Genomic DNA, 16,849 nt, shown 5'->3' on the forward strand with positions numbered 1-16,849 from the left:
GCCGAAGCTGACCAGACAGTCGCCGCTTCGTCGTCGTCCCTTTCGGGGGAGACAGGCGGAGGGGAGGAAAGTCCGGGCTCCATAGGGCAGGGTGCCAGGTAACGCCTGGGGGGGAAACCCACGACCAGTGCAACAGAGAGCAAACCGCCGATGGCCCACGCACGTGGGATCAGGTAAGGGTGAAAGGGTGCGGTAAGAGCGCACCGCGCGGCTGGTAACAGTCCGTGGCACGGTAAACTCCACCCGGAGCAAGGCCAAATAGGGGTTCATAAGGTACGGCCCGTACTGAACCCGGGTAGGCTGCTTGAGCCAGTGAGCGATTGCTGGCCTAGATGAATGACTGTCCACGACAGAACCCGGCTTATCGGTCAGCTTCAACTCATTACTGAAACCCCGCCATCAGGCGGGGTTTTTGCTTCTGTGAAGCAGATGAATGCCTGTCCACGACGCTATACCCAAAAGAAAGCGGCTTACCGGTCAGCTTCAACTCATTACTGAAACCCCGCCATCAGGCGGGGTTTTGCTTTTGTGAAGCAGATGAATGCCTGTCCACGACGCTATACCCAAAAGAAAGCGGCTTACCGGTCAGCTTCAACTCATTACTGAAACCCCGCCATCAGGCGGGGTTTTTGCTTTTGTGAAGCAGATGAATGCCTGTCCACGACGTTATACCCAAAAGAAAGCGGCTTACCGGTCAGCTTCAGCTCACTACTGAAACCCCGCCATCAGGCGGGGTTTTTGCTTTTGTGAAGCAGATGAATGCCTGTCCACGAGGATAACCATTCGGCAGGGGAGCGTATTGAACGCAAGAGATTTCCCGATATGTGACAGGAAACACAAAACGCTGGCTTTGATTCTTTTGGCGACAGAAACAAAAAGCAAACGATCGCCTTCACAAAATTACTTGCTATAAAATCTATAAAAACTAGTGTTAATGGTTTGTTTGTAATGATAATGAATTGTATGCTTATATTTAATTATTGATAAAAGTAATGTTTATTTACAAACAAATACGGCAAAAAAATGTGATATGCCACAATATTTAACGTCATTTATGTTTTATATATAATTATATTTGATAAATTGCACATTAAATTTAATGACATATTTGAACGTTAATTGCACGATAATTGATTGAAATATCATCATTCGCCGATTTTGAAAATAACCACAAGTTTATCGATGTTATCGCCATAAAATATTGTTATCCCCCCTATTTTTTTGACTAAAATCAGACTAAAGCGACATTGTAATTATATAACTGTTTGAAAAATATAAATTTAATAATTTATTTGCCAGCTTCATAAAATAATGGCAAGGCAATTTGTGAGTGGTCGCACATATCCCCCATTACGTAATTTGTTACACTCCACGCCGTCAACAAAGTTATTTGCGCAGGTCGATATGAATACGTTTGCTCTCCCAAAAACTCAGCAGTTGGTGGTCTTTCAGGAAGTAATCAGAAGTGGTTCGATCGGATCTGCGGCGAAAGAATTAGGGTTAACTCAACCGGCGGTCAGTAAAATCATTAACGATATTGAAGCGTATTTCGGCGTTGAGTTGGTGGTACGGAAAAACACCGGCGTCACCTTAACCCACGCAGGGCAGGTTTTACTCTCGTGGTCAGAGTCCATCACTCGCGAGATGAAAAACATGGTGAATGAGATGAACAGCATGACCGACAGCGCGGTGGTGGACGTCTCCTTCGGATTCCCGTCGCTGATTGGATTTACCTTTATGTCCGATATGATCCAGAAGTTCAAAGAGGTCTACCCGAAATCGCAGGTCTCTATGTATGAGGCGCAGCTCTCCTCGTTTCTGCCAGCGATTCGCGACGGACGACTGGACTTTGCTATTGGCACGCTCAGCGATGAAATGAAGTTACAGGATCTCCATGTCGAGCCGTTGTTCGAGTCAGAGTTCGTGCTGGTGGCGAATAAGTCCCGAACATGCACCGGCACCACCACGCTGGAATCGTTGCAAAACGAACAGTGGGTGCTGCCACAAACGAATATGGGCTACTACAGCGAACTCCTCACCACCCTGCAAAGAAATGGCATCAGTATTGAAAACATCGTTAAAACCGACTCCGTCGTCACCATTTATAATCTTGTTCTTAATGCCGATTTTTTAACTGTTATTCCATGTGACATGACCGCGCCTTTTGGTTCAAACCAGTTTATTACGCTCCCTGTAGAAGAATCATTACCCATTGCGCGATATGCTGCAATATGGTCTAAAAATTATCGTATTAAAAAAGCCGCCTCGGTGTTGGTGGAATTAGCGAAAGAGTATTCATCTTATAAAGGTCGCAGACGAAAGCAATTAATTGAAATCGATTAACCCAAATAAATTTAGTTAATCCAATATTAACGCCATCGCGCTGTATTTCAGCCGTTGGTCACGATCATTTATTACTTTACAATAAGTAAGAGGTTACAATGCACATTACTTACGATCTACCGGTTGCCATTGACGATATCCTCGAAGCCAAAAAACGCCTGGCAGGAAAAATATATAAAACAGGCATGCCGCGTTCGAACTATTTTAGTGAGCGCTGCAAAGGTGAAATATTTCTCAAGTTCGAAAATATGCAGCGTACCGGTTCTTTTAAAATCCGCGGCGCGTTTAACAAATTAAGTTCGCTGACGGATGCGGAAAAACGCAAGGGCGTGGTGGCCTGTTCCGCGGGCAACCACGCGCAGGGCGTATCGCTCTCCTGCGCGATGCTCGGTATTGACGGCAAAGTGGTAATGCCAAAAGGCGCGCCGAAGTCAAAAGTTGCCGCGACCTGCGACTACTCCGCGGAGGTGGTGCTGCACGGGGATAACTTTAACGACACCATCGCCAAAGTCAGCGAAATTGTAGAAACCGAAGGCCGTATTTTTATTCCACCGTATGACGATCCGAAAGTCATTGCCGGGCAAGGCACAATTGGTCTGGAAATCATGGAGGATCTTTATGACGTCGATAACGTTATTGTGCCTATTGGCGGAGGCGGTTTAATTGCCGGGATTGCCATCGCGATTAAATCCATTAACCCGACAATTAAAGTCATCGGCGTTCAGGCTGAAAACGTACACGGTATGGCGGCATCTTATCAGGCCGGAGAAATAACCACGCACCGAACGACCGGCACCCTGGCGGATGGTTGTGACGTTTCCCGCCCGGGTAATTTAACTTACGAAATTGTGCGTGAATTAGTGGATGACATAGTCCTCGTGAGCGAAGACGAAATACGCAACAGCATGATTGCCTTAATTCAGCGCAATAAAGTGGTGACAGAAGGCGCTGGCGCACTGGCTTGTGCCGCTTTATTAAGCGGGAAATTAGATAGCTATATCCAGAACAGAAAAACGGTCAGCATTATTTCTGGCGGCAATATCGATCTTTCTCGTGTATCGCAAATAACGGGTTTAGCAGACGCTTAACACCGGCTATTCATCTTTTCGTTGAGGATAGGATATGAGTACTACTGATAGCATTGTATCCAGCCAGACAAAACAGTCGTCCTGGCGTAAATCGGACACCACCTGGACACTGGGATTATTTGGTACCGCCATCGGCGCCGGAGTGCTGTTCTTCCCCATTCGCGCCGGATTTGGCGGCCTGATCCCCATTCTACTGATGCTGGTGCTGGCGTACCCCATCGCCTTTTACTGCCACCGGGCGCTGGCGCGCCTGTGCCTGTCCGGCTCGAACCCGTCCGGTAACATTACGGAAACGGTAGAAGAGCACTTTGGCAAGACGGGCGGCGTGGTGATCACGTTCCTCTACTTCTTCGCCATTTGTCCGCTGTTGTGGATTTACGGCGTGACCATTACCAACACCTTCATGACTTTCTGGGAAAACCAGTTGCAGTTGCCAGCCCTGAACCGCGGCTTTGTGGCGCTGTTCCTGCTCTTGCTGATGGCGTTTGTCATCTGGTTTGGTAAAGATCTGATGGTAAAAGTGATGAGCTATCTGGTCTGGCCGTTTATCGCCAGCCTGGTGCTGATTTCACTGTCGCTGATCCCGTACTGGAATTCGGCGGTGATCGATCAGGTCGATCTGAGCAACATCGCGCTGACCGGTCACGATGGCATTCTGGTCACCGTATGGCTCGGTATCTCCATTATGGTGTTCTCGTTCAACTTCTCGCCGATCGTCTCCTCGTTCGTGGTGTCGAAGCGCGAAGAGTATGAGAAAGATTTTGGCCGCGACTTTACCGAGCAGAAATGTTCACAGATCATCTCCCGCGCCAGCATGCTGATGGTCGCCGTGGTAATGTTCTTCGCCTTCAGTTGCCTGTTTACGCTCTCGCCGCAAAACATGGCGGATGCGAAAGCGCAGAACATCCCTGTGCTCTCTTACCTGGCGAACCACTTCGCCTCAATGTCCGGTACTAAGTCAACGTTCGCGACCACGCTGGAATACGGCGCGTCGATTATCGCGCTGGTCGCCATTTTCAAATCGTTCTTCGGGCACTATCTGGGCACGCTGGAAGGGCTGAACGGTCTGATCCTTAAGTTTGGCTATAAGGGCGATAAAACTAAAGTCTCGATGGGTAAACTCAATACCCTCAGCATGATCTTTATCATGGGGTCCACCTGGGTTGTGGCCTATGCCAACCCGAATATTCTTGACCTGATTGAAGCGATGGGCGCGCCGATTATCGCCTCGCTGCTCTGCCTGCTGCCGATGTACGCCATTCGTAAAGCGCCTTCGCTGGCGAAATACCGTGGCCGTCTGGATAACGTGTTTGTCACCGTCATTGGTCTGCTGACCATCCTGAACATCGTGTACAAACTGTTTTAAGCCTTAGGCTCAGGATGAGCGGAGTAGTGAAATGACTGAATTTCCTGTAGTTCTGGTAATTAACTGCGGTTCGTCTTCAATTAAGTTTTCAGTGCTGGATGCAACAAACTGCGACGTTTTAATGGCAGGTATTGCTGACGGCATTAACACTGAAAGCGCCTTCTTGTCGGTAAACGGAGGAGAGCCAGCAACGCTGGCTCACCACAGTTACGAAGGGGCATTAAAGGCGATCGCCTTCGAACTGGAAAAACGTAATTTAAACGACAGCGTGGCCTTAATTGGCCACCGCATCGCCCACGGTGGAAATATCTTTACCGCGTCGGCCATTATTACCGATGAGGTCATCGACAATATCCGCCGGGTTTCACCGTTAGCGCCGTTACATAACTATGCGAATCTGAGCGGAATAGAATCCGCACAGCAGTTATTTCCCGGCGTCACGCAGGTCGCTGTTTTTGATACCAGTTTTCATCAGACGATGGCGCCTGAGGCCTACCTGTACGGCCTGCCGTGGGAATATTACGAACAACTCGGCGTGCGGCGTTACGGCTTTCATGGCACGTCACATCGCTATGTGTCTCTGCGGGCGCATGCGCTGCTGGATCTTGCTGATGACGATTCAGGTCTGGTGGTGGCGCATCTTGGCAATGGGGCGTCTGTCTGCGCGGTTCGTAACGGGCAGAGCGTGGACACCTCAATGGGCATGACGCCGCTGGAAGGGCTGATGATGGGCACCCGCAGCGGCGATGTCGACTTCGGGGCGATGGCGTGGGTCGCCAGCGAAACCGGTCAGACCCTGAGCGATCTGGAGCGGGTGGTCAACAAAGAGTCCGGTCTGCTGGGAATTTCGGGTTTATCGTCCGACTTAAGAGTGCTGGAAAAAGCCTGGCATGAAGGACACGCGCGGGCGCAACTGGCGATCAAAACGTTCGTCCACCGTATCGCCCGCCATATCGCCGGGCATGCAGCGTCGTTACATCGTCTGGACGGCATTGTTTTCACCGGCGGTATCGGCGAGAACTCGGTCTTAATTCGTCGCCTGGTAGCAGAGCGTCTGGCGGTGCTGGGCGTTACGCTCGACAGTGACAGAAATAGCCTGCCGAATTCCCACGGCGAACGCATTATTTCCGCCAGCGATGCCCGGGTCATGTGCGCCGTTATTCCGACCAATGAAGAAAAAATGATTGCGCTTGATGCGATCCAGTTAGGCCGTATTCACGCGCCAGTGGAACTCGCTTAATTCATTGTTGTTCTGTAGAGAGATTATTTTTCATGAAGGTAAATATCGATACCAGCGATATGCTGTACGCCGACGCATGGCAGGGTTTTAAAGGTACGGACTGGAAAGAAGAAATTAATGTCCGTGATTTTATTCAGCACAACTATACGCCTTATGAAGGGGATGAATCTTTTCTCGCGGAAGCGACGCCAGCCACAACGGCGCTGTGGGAAAAGGTGATGGCGGGGATTCGCATCGAAAACGCGACCCATGCGCCGGTTGATTTCGACACTAATATCGCCACGACGATCACCGCGCATGACGCGGGCTATATCGAGCAGTCGCTGGAAAAAATCGTCGGTCTGCAAACGGACAAACCGCTCAAGCGTGCCCTGCATCCGTTTGGCGGCATCAATATGATCAAAAGCTCGTTTGAGGCTTATGGTCGCGAGATGGACCCACACTTCGAATACCTGTTCACCGAGCTACGAAAAACCCACAACCAGGGGGTTTTCGACGCCTATTCGCCGGACATGCTGCGCTGCCGTAAATCCGGCGTCCTGACCGGTCTGCCGGACGGCTATGGCCGCGGGCGAATCATTGGCGACTACCGCCGCGTGGCGCTGTACGGCATCCGCTATCTGGTGCGCGAGCGTGAACTGCAGTTCGCCGATCTCCAGTCAAACCTGGAGTGGGGGCAAAATCTCGAAGCCACCATCCGTCTGCGCGAGGAGCTGGCGGAACATCGCCGCGCGCTGCTGCAAATGCAGGAGATGGCGGCAAAATATGGTTTCGATATCTCGCGTCCAGCGCGCAACGCTCAGGAAGCAGTACAGTGGCTCTACTTTGCCTACCTGGCGGCAGTGAAGTCGCAAAACGGCGGCGCGATGTCGCTGGGGCGTACCGCGTCATTCCTCGATATCTACATTGAACGTGACTTCAAAGCGGGGATCCTGACGGAGCAACAGGCGCAGGAGTTGATCGATCATTTCATTATGAAGATCCGCATGGTGCGCTTCCTGCGTACGCCGGAATTCGACACCCTGTTCTCCGGCGATCCGATCTGGGCGACGGAAGTGATCGGCGGGATGGGGCTGGATGGTCGCACGCTGGTGACGAAGAACGCTTTCCGTTACCTGCATACGCTGCACACTATGGGTCCCGCGCCGGAACCAAACCTTACCGTGCTGTGGTCGGAAGCGCTGCCGGTGGCCTTTAAAAAGTACGCTGCGCAAGTGTCTATCGTCACGTCGTCGCTGCAATACGAAAATGACGATCTCATGCGTACTGACTTTAACAGCGACGACTACGCGATCGCCTGTTGTGTTAGCCCGATGGTAATCGGTAAGCAGATGCAGTTCTTCGGCGCGCGCGCCAACCTCGCCAAAACGCTGCTTTACGCGATCAATGGCGGCGTGGATGAGAAGCTGAAAATCCAGGTTGGGCCAAAAACCGCGCCGCTGATGGACGATGTGCTGGATTACGACACCGTGATGGAAAGCCTCGACCACTTTATGGACTGGCTGGCGGTGCAGTACATCAGCGCGCTGAACATCATTCACTACATGCACGACAAGTATAGCTATGAAGCCTCGTTAATGGCGCTTCATGACCGCGACGTGTATCGCACCATGGCCTGCGGTATTGCCGGGCTGTCAGTGGCGGCGGACTCCCTTTCCGCCATCAAATACGCGAAGGTAAAACCGGTGCGCGACCATAACGGCCTGGCGGTCGATTTCGTTATCGAAGGCGACTACCCGCAGTACGGTAATAACGACGAGCGCGTCGACAGTATCGCCTGCGATCTGGTCGAACGTTTTATGAAGAAAATTAAGGTGTTGCCGACCTACCGCAATGCGGTGCCGACCCAGTCCATTCTGACCATTACCTCAAACGTGGTGTACGGGCAGAAAACCGGGAATACGCCGGACGGACGCCGTGCCGGTACGCCGTTCGCGCCGGGAGCCAACCCGATGCACGGACGCGACCGCAAAGGCGCGGTCGCCTCGCTGACCTCCGTGGCGAAGCTGCCATTTACCTATGCCAAAGACGGTATTTCGTACACCTTCTCCATTGTGCCAGCGGCGCTGGGCAAAGAAGATCCGGTGCGGAAAACCAACCTGGTCGGGCTACTTGATGGCTACTTCCATCATGAAGCGCATGTGGAAGGCGGTCAGCATCTGAACGTCAACGTCATGAACCGGGAAATGCTGCTGGATGCCATCGAACATCCGGAAAGCTACCCGAACCTGACGATTCGCGTTTCCGGTTATGCGGTGCGCTTTAACGCGCTCACCCGCGAGCAGCAGCAGGATGTCATCTCGCGGACTTTCACCCAGGCGATGTAACATTATCGGGGCGGTCAGCCGATCGCCCCTGGTCATAATGCGTATCAAACCTGGTCTCCACTGAACGGCATTCCGAGGGTGTAGATATGATTAGCGCATTCGATATTTTTAAAATAGGTATTGGTCCTTCCAGTTCCCACACCGTAGGGCCAATGAATGCAGGTAAGCGTTTTATCGATCAACTGGTCAACAGCGGTGACTTGCTGCGTACAACGCGCATCACGGTGGATCTGTATGGGTCGCTGTCGCTGACCGGAAAAGGTCATGCTACCGATACCGCCATCATCATGGGGCTGGCGGGTAACAGTCCGCAAAACGTCAATATTGACGTCATTCCCGGGTTTATAGAGGCGGTCACTCGCAGCGGGCGTCTGCCGCTGGCGGAAGGCGCGCATGTCGTTGATTTTCCAGTGACGGACAGCATTCTGTTTCACGGCGAAACGCTTCCCCGTCACGAAAACGGTATGCGCATCAGCGCCTGGGAACACCAGCGCCAGTTGTTGAGTAAAACCTACTATTCGATTGGCGGTGGGTTTATCGTCGATGAAGAGCATTTTGGTCAGGCCCACGATGTCGAAGCCCCTGTGCCTTACGATTTCCATTCGGCGAGCGAACTGCTCAGGCTGTGTGAGCGCAACGGGCTGTCGGTCTCCGGACTGATGATGCAAAACGAACTGGCGCTGCGCAGTAAGGCGGAAATCGACGACGGATTTGCCTGTATATGGGACGTTATGCACGCCGGAATCGAGCGCGGCATGAATACCGAAGGCGTACTGCCCGGTCCGCTCAACGTACCGCGGCGGGCGGTGGCGCTGCGGCGCTTGCTGGTTTCCAGCGATAACCTTTCCAGCGATCCAATGAACGTTATCGACTGGATCAACATGTTCGCCCTCGCGGTCAGTGAGGAGAACGCCGCGGGCGGACGTGTGGTGACAGCGCCCACTAACGGGGCGTGCGGGATTATCCCGGCGGTGCTGGCCTACTACGATAAGTTTCGCCGTCCGGTGAACGCCAATTCTATCGCCCGCTACCTGCTGGCGGCAGGCGCTATTGGCGCGCTATATAAGATGAATGCGTCGATCTCCGGCGCGGAGGTGGGCTGTCAGGGAGAGATCGGCGTAGCGGCGTCAATGGCGGCGGCAGGGCTGACTGAGCTGCTCGGCGGGAGTCCGGCGCAGGTGTGCATTGCGGCAGAAATCGCCATGGAACATAACCTCGGCTTAACCTGCGATCCGGTGGCCGGACAGGTGCAAATCCCCTGTATTGAACGCAACGCGATCAATGCGGTAAAAGCGGTTAACGCCGCGCGCATGGCTCTGCGTCGCACTTCGCAGCCGCGCGTGTCGCTCGATAAAGTCATTGAAACTATGTACGAAACCGGCAAAGACATGAACGACAAATACCGCGAAACGTCACGCGGCGGGCTGGCGATCAAGGTGGTCTGCAGTTAGCCTACGTCCCGGTCCGGTAAAAAAAAGCACACTTCGGTGTGCTTTTTTTATTGTGATCGCTATCAAATTAAGAAATTAATGCCTTTAAGATGCAGTTAAGGGGAAAATTTTTCTTAACACAGGGAAAATACAGGGGTTTGTTTGTGAAGTTTTTCTCTGCGCCCGGGCGTATGATTTTTTTCATACTAACAACTCGCCTGCACACCTGTACCGCGTATCGCCCTGATGCGGCACGACAAAAATATAAAAACTTACCCTACATATTGAGCGAGAATTTTATGGAAACGGCAACGAACAGCAGTGTGATACCTGGTGCCTCCAGCCCGGCGCGCCGGGCCGGTATGACCGAAAGCGAATGGCGTGAAGCGATCAAATTCGACAGCACCGACACCGGCTGGGTCATTATGAGTATCGGGATGGCAATTGGCGCGGGGATTGTTTTTCTCCCGGTCCAGGTGGGGCTGATGGGGTTATGGGTCTTCCTGCTCTCTTCGGTCATTGGCTACCCGGCAATGTATCTGTTCCAACGACTGTTTATTAACACCCTGGCGGAATCGCCGGAATGTAAAGATTATCCGAGCGTTATCAGCGGCTACCTCGGCAAAAACTGGGGTATTTTGTTGGGCGCGCTGTATTTTGTGATGCTGGTGATCTGGATGTTTGTTTATTCCACCGCAATCACCAATGACAGCGCCTCTTATCTGCATACCTTTGGCGTCACGGAAGGATTACTCTCCGACAGCCCGTTTTATGGTCTGGTGCTCATCTGCATCCTGGTTGCCATCTCCTCGCGCGGTGAGAAACTGCTGTTCAAAATCTCCACCGGTATGGTGCTGACCAAACTTTTGGTGGTCGCGGCGCTGGGCGTGTCGATGGTGGGGATGTGGCATTTGTACAATATTGGCGCGCTGCCGCCGATGGCGCTGCTGGTGAAAAACGCGATCATCACGCTGCCGTTTACCCTGACCTCAATCCTGTTTATTCAGACCTTAAGCCCGATGGTGATTTCCTATCGCTCCCGCGAAAAATCCATTGAGGTCGCGCGCCACAAAGCGCTGCGCGCGATGAACATCGCCTTCGGCATTTTGTTTGTGACCGTTTTCTTCTACGCCGTCTCCTTTACGCTGGCGATGGGCCACGATGAAGCGGTGAAAGCCTATGAGCAAAACATTTCCGCGCTGGCGATCGCCGCACAGTTTATTAGTGGCGCGGGCGCAGGCTGGGTAAAAGTGGTCAGCGTGATCCTCAATATTTTTGCCGTAATGACCGCGTTCTTTGGCGTTTACCTGGGCTTTCGTGAGGCTACCCAGGGGATTGTGATGAATATCCTGCGCCGCAAAATGCCCGCCGAGAAGATCAACGAAACGCTGGTGCAGCGCGGCATTATGCTGTTCGCCATTTTACTGGCCTGGAGCGCCATTGTGCTCAATGCACCGGTGCTCAGCTTTACCTCAATCTGTAGCCCCATTTTCGGCATGGTGGGCTGTCTGATCCCGGCCTGGCTGGTTTACAAAGTTCCTGCACTGCACAAATACAAAGGGGCGTCGTTATATCTGATTATCGTCACCGGTTTGCTGCTGTGCGTATCTCCGTTCCTGGCATTCTCCTGATTGACTTTGAAGGTTGTTGTTATGTTTGAGACTACAGAAAATCCGTTGTGGCAGCGTTTTATCCTCGCCGTACAGGAGGAAGTCAAACCGGCGCTGGGCTGTACGGAACCTATTTCACTGGCGCTGGCGGCGGCGGTTGCCGCTGCCGAACTGGATGGCGCGGTTGAACGTATCGACGCCTGGGTCTCGCCAAACCTGATGAAAAACGGGCTGGGCGTAACGGTTCCCGGAACCGGAATGGTAGGACTGCCTATCGCCGCCGCGCTCGGCGCGCTGGGCGGAAACAGTCAGGCCGGGCTGGAGGTGCTGAAAGACGCCTCCGCACAAGCTATCCATGACGCGAAAGCGATGCTGAGCGCCGGAAAGGTATCGGTGATGCTGCAACAGCCCTGCGACGAGATCCTTTTTTCCCGTGCGAAGGTCTACAGCCGCGACGGTTGGGCCTGCGTGACCATCGTCGGCGGACATACCAACATCGTGCGCATCGAAACGCACGCTGGCGTGAAGTTTGCTCAGGACACGCGGACGGACGGCGATGAGCAGGACTCTCCGCTGGCGGTGTTGTCCACGACCTCGCTCGAGGAGATTCTGGCGTTTGTGAATAACGTCCCGTTTGACGATATTCGTTTCATTCTCGACGCTGCCCGGCTCAACGGCGCGCTGTCGCAGGAAGGGCTGCGCGGGAGTTGGGGGCTGCACATCGGCGCGACGCTGGAAAAACAGTGCGCGCGCGGACTGCTGGCGAACGATCTCTCTACGGCGATTATTATTCGCACCAGCGCGGCGTCCGATGCGCGCATGGGAGGGGCGACGCTGCCGGCCATGAGCAACTCCGGCTCCGGCAATCAGGGGATTACCGCCACGGTACCGGTGATGGTGGTGGCGGAGCACTTCGGCGCCGACGAGGAAAAACTGGCGCGCGCGCTGATGCTTTCTCACCTGAGCGCGATCTACATCCATCATCAGCTTCCGCGTTTGTCGGCTTTGTGTGCGGCGACTACGGCGGCAATGGGGGCGGCGGCGGGGATGGCGTGGCTGGTGGATGGGCGCTACAGCACCATCTCCATGGCGATCGGCAGCATGATCGGCGACGTTAGTGGGATGATTTGCGACGGTGCGTCAAACAGTTGTGCGATGAAGGTGTCGACCAGCGCGTCGGCAGCGTGGAAAGCCGTGTTGATGGCGCTGGACGACACGGCGGTAACCGGCAACGAAGGCATCGTGGCGCATAACGTGGAACAGTCCATTTCCAACCTGTGCGCGCTGGCGTGTCATTCTATGCAGCAAACGGACAAGCAGATCATCGAGATCATGGCCCGTAAAGCGCAGTAAGGGAGGCAACAGGCGGAAGGGATCAGGCGGTGGCCTCTTCCTCGGCGAGCCGCACTTCGGCGTCGGCGACAATCGCCTCCAGCTCGGTCAACATCTCCTCGTAGCCAAAACGACGGGAAGCGACCGGGGTTTCTGCTGCCGCGGTAGGTTTCGCGGCAGCCTGTTTTTTGATTTTCTTACTCATAAGCAACTCCATTTACCGGCTACACCGGCAAATCTATCAGCAAAGCGCGCAGCGGCGAATCGGCGACGAGCGTAATGTTAGCTTCATCACGAATAAACGCGCCGTCGCCGCAGGTCAGCGCCTCGCGGGCTTCATCGTGCGTGACCGCGTGAAACGTACCGTGAATCGACTGCAGATAGGCACGGGGACCATGCAGTTGAAAGCGCAGGGATTCTCCCTGTTCCAGTTCAACATGATGCACCCACACCTGTTGACGCAGTTGCAGACTGCCATTCTCGCCGTCAGGAGAGGCGATCAGCTGTTGCTTCGCTTTTTCAAGCGTGGTTTTCTGCACAGACGCGTTTTCGCGTTCAGGACAGGCGTCAAGCCACAGCTGCATGCGTGTTAACGGCTTGTCCTTACTGATGTTATGTTCGCTGTAGCTAATACCCGGCTGCGTGGCGAGCAACAGCGCTTCGCCCGCTTTGGCCTGGACATGGTTGCCGTCGCTGTCGCGATATTCGGCAACCCCTTCCAGAATCAGGTTTAAAATATCCACCTTCGGGTAGGTGCGCGGCTGAAAAGCGGCGCCGGGCGCCAGCACTTCCTGATTGAGTACGCGCAGTGAGGCGTAGCCCAGCAGTTTCGGGTCGAAGTAGTGTCCAAAGGAAAAAGTGTAACGGGCCTGCAGCCATCCGTAGTCCGCTTGTCCGCATTGTTTGGCTGTTCGGGTAGTAATCATAATTCTTGACCTCTCTTTACTCCCTTTTATGTTAAGGGGCTGGACGCTACATTGTTAGCCAGATATTCTGCCCGGTATGTTCAAATTTCCTGAATGAGAACGATATGGCCAAAGAAAGGGCATTAACGCTCGAAGCGTTGCGCGTGATGGATGCGATAGACCGTCGCGGCAGCTTTGCGGCGGCGGCGGATGAACTGGGGCGCGTGCCGTCTGCGCTCAGTTACACCATGCAGAAGCTGGAAGAGGAACTGGATGTGGTGCTGTTTGACCGCTCCGGGCACCGCACAAAATTCACCAATGTCGGACGCATGTTGCTGGAAAGAGGCCGCGTTCTTCTCGAAGCGGCGGATAAACTGACTACCGATGCCGAAGCGTTGGCCCGGGGATGGGAAACGCATTTGACCATTGTAACGGAAGCGCTGGTGCCGACGCCGTCCTTTTTCCCGCTTATCGACAAGCTGGCGGCCAAAGCCAACACGCAGCTATCGGTCATTACCGAAGTGCTGGCAGGCGCCTGGGAACGTCTGGAGCAGGGGCGGGCAGATATCGTTATCGCCCCGGACATGCACTTTCGCTCGTCGTCAGAAATCAATTCGCGCAAATTATACACTCTGATGAATGTTTATGTGGCTGCGCCGGATCACCCTATCCATCAGGAGCCAGAACCGCTTTCTGAAGTGACGCGCGTGAAATATCGCGGCGTGGCGGTGGCGGATACCGCCCGCGAGCGTCCGGTGTTGACCGTACAACTGCTGGATAAGCAGCCGCGTCTTACCGTCAGTACGATTGAGGATAAGCGTCAGGCGCTGCTGGCGGGGCTTGGGGTGGCGACGATGCCTTATCCGTTGGTGGAACACGATATCGCTGAAGGGCGACTGCGGGTTGTCAGTCCTGAATCGACCAGTGAGATCGACATTATTATGGCCTGGCGGCGAGACAGTATGGGCGAGGCGAAAGCCTGGTGTCTGCGTGAGATTCCGAAACTGTTTATTGGAAAGTAATATTTGCTGGAACAATGAAATTCGGGGCAAATATATTGCCCCGAAAAATCTTAATTAATCTCACCCTGCTTAGGGTCTGCGCCGAAACGGTTATTTCCGGCGGTGCCGTTCTGGCACATAAAGACGATAAGCACAATCGCCCCGACAATCGGAATCAGGCTAATCAGCAACCACCAGCCAGAGCGCTCGGTATCGTGCAGACGGCGAACCGCCACGGCAATACTCGGCAGCAGAACGGCGAGGCTATAAATTATCGTGATGTACGGCGTTTCCATGCCGATAACGGCTTGAATAACGTTCAGAATTGCGCTGATGATCATGTTGATCAGCACAAACATCCAGTACTCTTTCCTGCGCGCACGTCCCGTAAAAAGGGCATAATTTTTTAATACACCTATATACCAATCCATTAAATATCCTTATTAGTGCTAAAAAAAGTCGCAGAAATATATCACGCTATATCGCTGAGGTCATTTTTATTATGCAAACTTAGGAATATTTCATGTTAATATTCGTATTAATAATAATATGATTAGATATAAATAAGATGTGAATGGATAAACGCACAGACAACAAAAAGAATATTTATCGTGTAAAAATTAAAAAGGCAGCTTTTTTTTCTGCCTTTTTGGGTTCTTATGGCAGGGTTTTCGGATCCGGGCCGAAGCGGTTTTCGCCAGACGTACCGTCCTGACAGTTAAAGATAATAATAACCAGCCAGCCGATGACGGGAATGAGTAACAGTAACAGCCACCATGCAGATCGATCGGTGTCGTGCAGGCGTCGGAACTGAACCGCCCACCACGGCAGAAACACGAGGATCCCATACAGGGTTGTGAGTACGCCTTCTCCGCCTGCGCGTTGCCAGCCCAGGATTTTATCCAGCACGCCCAGAACGAACGTTAAGATGACGTTGACCAGAATAAACATCCAGTACTCTTTGCGCCGGGCGCGACCACCGAACCCGATGTAGTTTCGTAGAACTTTTAAATACCAATCCATTTTCGCCTCAACCTTGGGTCAATCACTTGTTTTTAAAGCAATCAAATTAAGAATAGCTGCGAATGATCGGGGGGTAAATATTTGTGAACGGAATGAGGCCTGGTAGGCAGAAAAAGAAAGAAGCGCCGCCATCCGCGATGGCGGCAGGGTGTTACGCGAAGCGGGTGTCGCGCCCGTGAGGCTCGCTGAGATCCTGCCACGGACCGATGGAAATGATCCCCGTCGGGTTGATGGTCTTATGGCTTCGGAAGTAGTGCGTGCGAATATGGTCAAAATTCACCGTTTCCGCAATCCCCGGCATCTGGTAAATATCGCGCAGGAAGCCGTAAAGGTTGAGATAGTCGCTGATGCGATGCTTATCGCATTTAAAATGCGTCACGTACACCGGATCAAAACGGATCAGCGTGGTCCACAGACGAATATCCGCCTCAGTTAAGCGATCGCCGGTAAGAAAACGATGCTGACTGAGGATCTGCTCCAGGCGCGCCAGATGGGTAAAGACATTGTTAACCGCGTCGTCATAGGCCTGCTGGCTGGTGGCGAAACCGGCTTTATAAACGCCGTTATTGACGTTGTCATAAATCCAGCCGTTCAGTTCGTCGATCTTACCGCGGAGATCGGCAGGGTAGTAGTCGCCTGCTTTGGCGCCCTGCGCATCAAACGCCGTATTAAACATGCGGATGATTTCTGCGGATTCATTGCTGACGATAGTGTGGTTCTTTTTATCCCACAGTACCGGTACGGTCACCCGACCGCTGTAATGCGGGTCGGCGTGTAGATACAGTTGATACAGAAATTCGTGTTGATACAGAGTATCACCTGTCGCAGCCGGGAAGTTATCGTCAAAGGTCCAGCCATTTTCCAGCATTAAGGGATTGACGACGGAAACGGAAATAAACGGCTCCAGCCCTTTTAACTTGCGCAGGATCAGCGTACGGTGCGCCCACGGGCAGGCGAGCGAAACGTACAGATGATAACGATCTTTTTCCGCCGCAAAGCCGCCTTCACCGGAAGGACCGGGTGCGCCATCGGCAGTGAGCCAGTTACGGAATGCCGATACCGAACGCTGAAATTTGCCGCCGGTGGATTGGGTGTCGTACCAGGTGTCATGCCAGACGCCGTCAATCAGTTGTCCCATGTTACTCTCCTTTACACGCTTCGTTGTAGGCCGACTCGAAGCAACG

14 protein-coding genes and 1 other RNA gene are annotated in these 16,849 nt (G+C 53.1%); 10 read left to right on the plus strand and 5 right to left on the minus strand.

Annotated elements, in window-relative coordinates; all coding sequences use genetic code 11:
• Nucleotides 1-3: 3 nt before the first annotated feature.
• The 9 genes from rnpB to APU02_RS20670 all read left to right on the plus strand — a co-directional run bounded on the left by rnpB (nucleotide 4) and on the right by APU02_RS20670 (nucleotide 12,757).
• An RNA gene (rnpB, locus tag APU02_RS20630) (RNase P RNA component class A) lies at nucleotides 4-380 on the plus strand.
• A gap of 1,024 nt (nucleotides 381-1,404) precedes the next feature.
• The gene (gene tdcA / locus APU02_RS20635; RefSeq protein ID WP_042292871.1) at nucleotides 1,405-2,343 is read left to right on the plus strand and encodes a transcriptional regulator TdcA; all 939 of its coding nucleotides are present in this window, start codon (nucleotides 1,405-1,407) and stop codon (nucleotides 2,341-2,343) included.
• Nucleotides 2,344-2,441: 98 nt separating this feature from the next.
• Nucleotides 2,442-3,431 (plus strand): bifunctional threonine ammonia-lyase/L-serine ammonia-lyase TdcB, encoded by a 990-nt coding sequence (gene tdcB / locus APU02_RS20640; RefSeq protein ID WP_042292873.1) that lies wholly within the window; start codon nucleotides 2,442-2,444, stop codon nucleotides 3,429-3,431.
• Nucleotides 3,432-3,465: 34 nt separating this feature from the next.
• Nucleotides 3,466-4,797: a threonine/serine transporter TdcC gene (gene tdcC / locus APU02_RS20645; protein ID WP_042292876.1), complete on the plus strand. Its 1,332-nt coding sequence runs from the start codon at nucleotides 3,466-3,468 to the stop codon at nucleotides 4,795-4,797.
• 31 nt (nucleotides 4,798-4,828) lie between these two features.
• Nucleotides 4,829-6,037 (plus strand): propionate kinase, encoded by a 1,209-nt coding sequence (gene tdcD, locus APU02_RS20650; protein ID WP_060571083.1) that lies wholly within the window; start codon nucleotides 4,829-4,831, stop codon nucleotides 6,035-6,037.
• A gap of 32 nt (nucleotides 6,038-6,069) precedes the next feature.
• Nucleotides 6,070-8,364 carry a 2-ketobutyrate formate-lyase/pyruvate formate-lyase gene (gene tdcE, locus APU02_RS20655; RefSeq protein ID WP_042292881.1) on the plus strand — a complete coding sequence of 765 codons (2,295 nt, stop codon included), beginning with the start codon at nucleotides 6,070-6,072 and terminating at the stop codon, nucleotides 8,362-8,364.
• Nucleotides 8,365-8,450: 86 nt separating this feature from the next.
• Complete coding sequence (gene tdcG, locus APU02_RS20660; RefSeq protein ID WP_060571084.1) at nucleotides 8,451-9,815, plus strand: L-serine ammonia-lyase; 1,365 nt, start codon at nucleotides 8,451-8,453, stop codon at nucleotides 9,813-9,815.
• 278 nt (nucleotides 9,816-10,093) lie between these two features.
• A complete protein-coding gene (locus tag APU02_RS20665; RefSeq protein ID WP_042292974.1) occupies nucleotides 10,094-11,425 on the plus strand; it encodes an amino acid permease in 1,332 nt (443 codons plus the stop codon).
• Between the two features lie 21 nt (nucleotides 11,426-11,446).
• Nucleotides 11,447-12,757 (plus strand): serine dehydratase subunit alpha family protein, encoded by a 1,311-nt coding sequence (locus APU02_RS20670; protein WP_042292887.1) that lies wholly within the window; start codon nucleotides 11,447-11,449, stop codon nucleotides 12,755-12,757.
• A 22-nt stretch (nucleotides 12,758-12,779) separates the two neighbouring features.
• Here APU02_RS20670 and APU02_RS26725 read toward each other — a convergent pair whose 3' ends face one another.
• Together APU02_RS26725 and APU02_RS20675 are read right to left on the minus strand one after the other, a co-directional pair.
• On the minus strand, nucleotides 12,780-12,941 hold the full coding sequence (locus tag APU02_RS26725; RefSeq protein WP_167333871.1) for a hypothetical protein: 162 nt from the start codon (nucleotides 12,939-12,941) through the stop codon (nucleotides 12,780-12,782).
• Nucleotides 12,942-12,960: 19 nt separating this feature from the next.
• On the minus strand, nucleotides 12,961-13,662 hold the full coding sequence (locus APU02_RS20675; RefSeq protein ID WP_060571085.1) for a pirin family protein: 702 nt from the start codon (nucleotides 13,660-13,662) through the stop codon (nucleotides 12,961-12,963).
• Nucleotides 13,663-13,766: 104 nt separating this feature from the next.
• Between APU02_RS20675 and yhaJ the strand changes: the two genes are divergently transcribed.
• Nucleotides 13,767-14,663, plus strand: coding sequence for a DNA-binding transcriptional regulator YhaJ (yhaJ, locus tag APU02_RS20680; protein WP_042292892.1), 897 nt, complete (start codon nucleotides 13,767-13,769; stop codon nucleotides 14,661-14,663).
• 50 nt (nucleotides 14,664-14,713) lie between these two features.
• On the opposite strand, the gene APU02_RS20685 is transcribed toward yhaJ, so the two are convergent.
• The 3 genes from APU02_RS20685 to APU02_RS20695 all read right to left on the minus strand — a co-directional run bounded on the left by APU02_RS20685 (nucleotide 14,714) and on the right by APU02_RS20695 (nucleotide 16,803).
• The gene (locus tag APU02_RS20685; RefSeq protein ID WP_042292895.1) at nucleotides 14,714-15,073 is read right to left on the minus strand and encodes a DUF805 domain-containing protein; all 360 of its coding nucleotides are present in this window, start codon (nucleotides 15,071-15,073) and stop codon (nucleotides 14,714-14,716) included.
• A 226-nt stretch (nucleotides 15,074-15,299) separates the two neighbouring features.
• A complete protein-coding gene (locus tag APU02_RS20690) occupies nucleotides 15,300-15,665 on the minus strand; it encodes a DUF805 domain-containing protein (RefSeq protein WP_042292897.1) in 366 nt (121 codons plus the stop codon).
• A gap of 151 nt (nucleotides 15,666-15,816) precedes the next feature.
• Nucleotides 15,817-16,803, minus strand: coding sequence for a glutathione S-transferase family protein (locus tag APU02_RS20695; RefSeq protein ID WP_060571086.1), 987 nt, complete (start codon nucleotides 16,801-16,803; stop codon nucleotides 15,817-15,819).
• Between the last annotated feature and the right edge of the window lie 46 nt (nucleotides 16,804-16,849).

Origin of the sequence: Citrobacter sp. 50677481, from assembly GCF_001463265.1 — a bacterium.
Classification (GTDB): Bacteria; Pseudomonadota; Gammaproteobacteria; order Enterobacterales; family Enterobacteriaceae; genus Citrobacter_A; species Citrobacter_A sedlakii.

Bases quoted from the DNA above. Each gene is read 5' to 3' on its own strand.
- tdcA (WP_042292871.1), top strand. From the start codon at position 1,405: ATGAATACGTTTGCTCTCCCAAAAACTCAGCAGTTGGTGGTCTTTCAG.
- tdcB (WP_042292873.1), top strand. From the start codon at position 2,442: ATGCACATTACTTACGATCTACCGGTTGCCATTGACGATATCCTCGAA.
- tdcC (WP_042292876.1), top strand. From the start codon at position 3,466: ATGAGTACTACTGATAGCATTGTATCCAGCCAGACAAAACAGTCGTCC.
- tdcD (WP_060571083.1), top strand. From the start codon at position 4,829: ATGACTGAATTTCCTGTAGTTCTGGTAATTAACTGCGGTTCGTCTTCA.
- tdcE (WP_042292881.1), top strand. From the start codon at position 6,070: ATGAAGGTAAATATCGATACCAGCGATATGCTGTACGCCGACGCATGG.
- tdcG (WP_060571084.1), top strand. From the start codon at position 8,451: ATGATTAGCGCATTCGATATTTTTAAAATAGGTATTGGTCCTTCCAGT.
- APU02_RS20665 (WP_042292974.1), top strand. From the start codon at position 10,094: ATGGAAACGGCAACGAACAGCAGTGTGATACCTGGTGCCTCCAGCCCG.
- APU02_RS20670 (WP_042292887.1), top strand. From the start codon at position 11,447: ATGTTTGAGACTACAGAAAATCCGTTGTGGCAGCGTTTTATCCTCGCC.
- APU02_RS26725 (WP_167333871.1), bottom strand. From the start codon at position 12,941: ATGAGTAAGAAAATCAAAAAACAGGCTGCCGCGAAACCTACCGCGGCA.
- APU02_RS20675 (WP_060571085.1), bottom strand. From the start codon at position 13,662: ATGATTACTACCCGAACAGCCAAACAATGCGGACAAGCGGACTACGGA.
- yhaJ (WP_042292892.1), top strand. From the start codon at position 13,767: ATGGCCAAAGAAAGGGCATTAACGCTCGAAGCGTTGCGCGTGATGGAT.
- APU02_RS20685 (WP_042292895.1), bottom strand. From the start codon at position 15,073: ATGGATTGGTATATAGGTGTATTAAAAAATTATGCCCTTTTTACGGGA.
- APU02_RS20690 (WP_042292897.1), bottom strand. From the start codon at position 15,665: ATGGATTGGTATTTAAAAGTTCTACGAAACTACATCGGGTTCGGTGGT.
- APU02_RS20695 (WP_060571086.1), bottom strand. From the start codon at position 16,803: ATGGGACAACTGATTGACGGCGTCTGGCATGACACCTGGTACGACACC.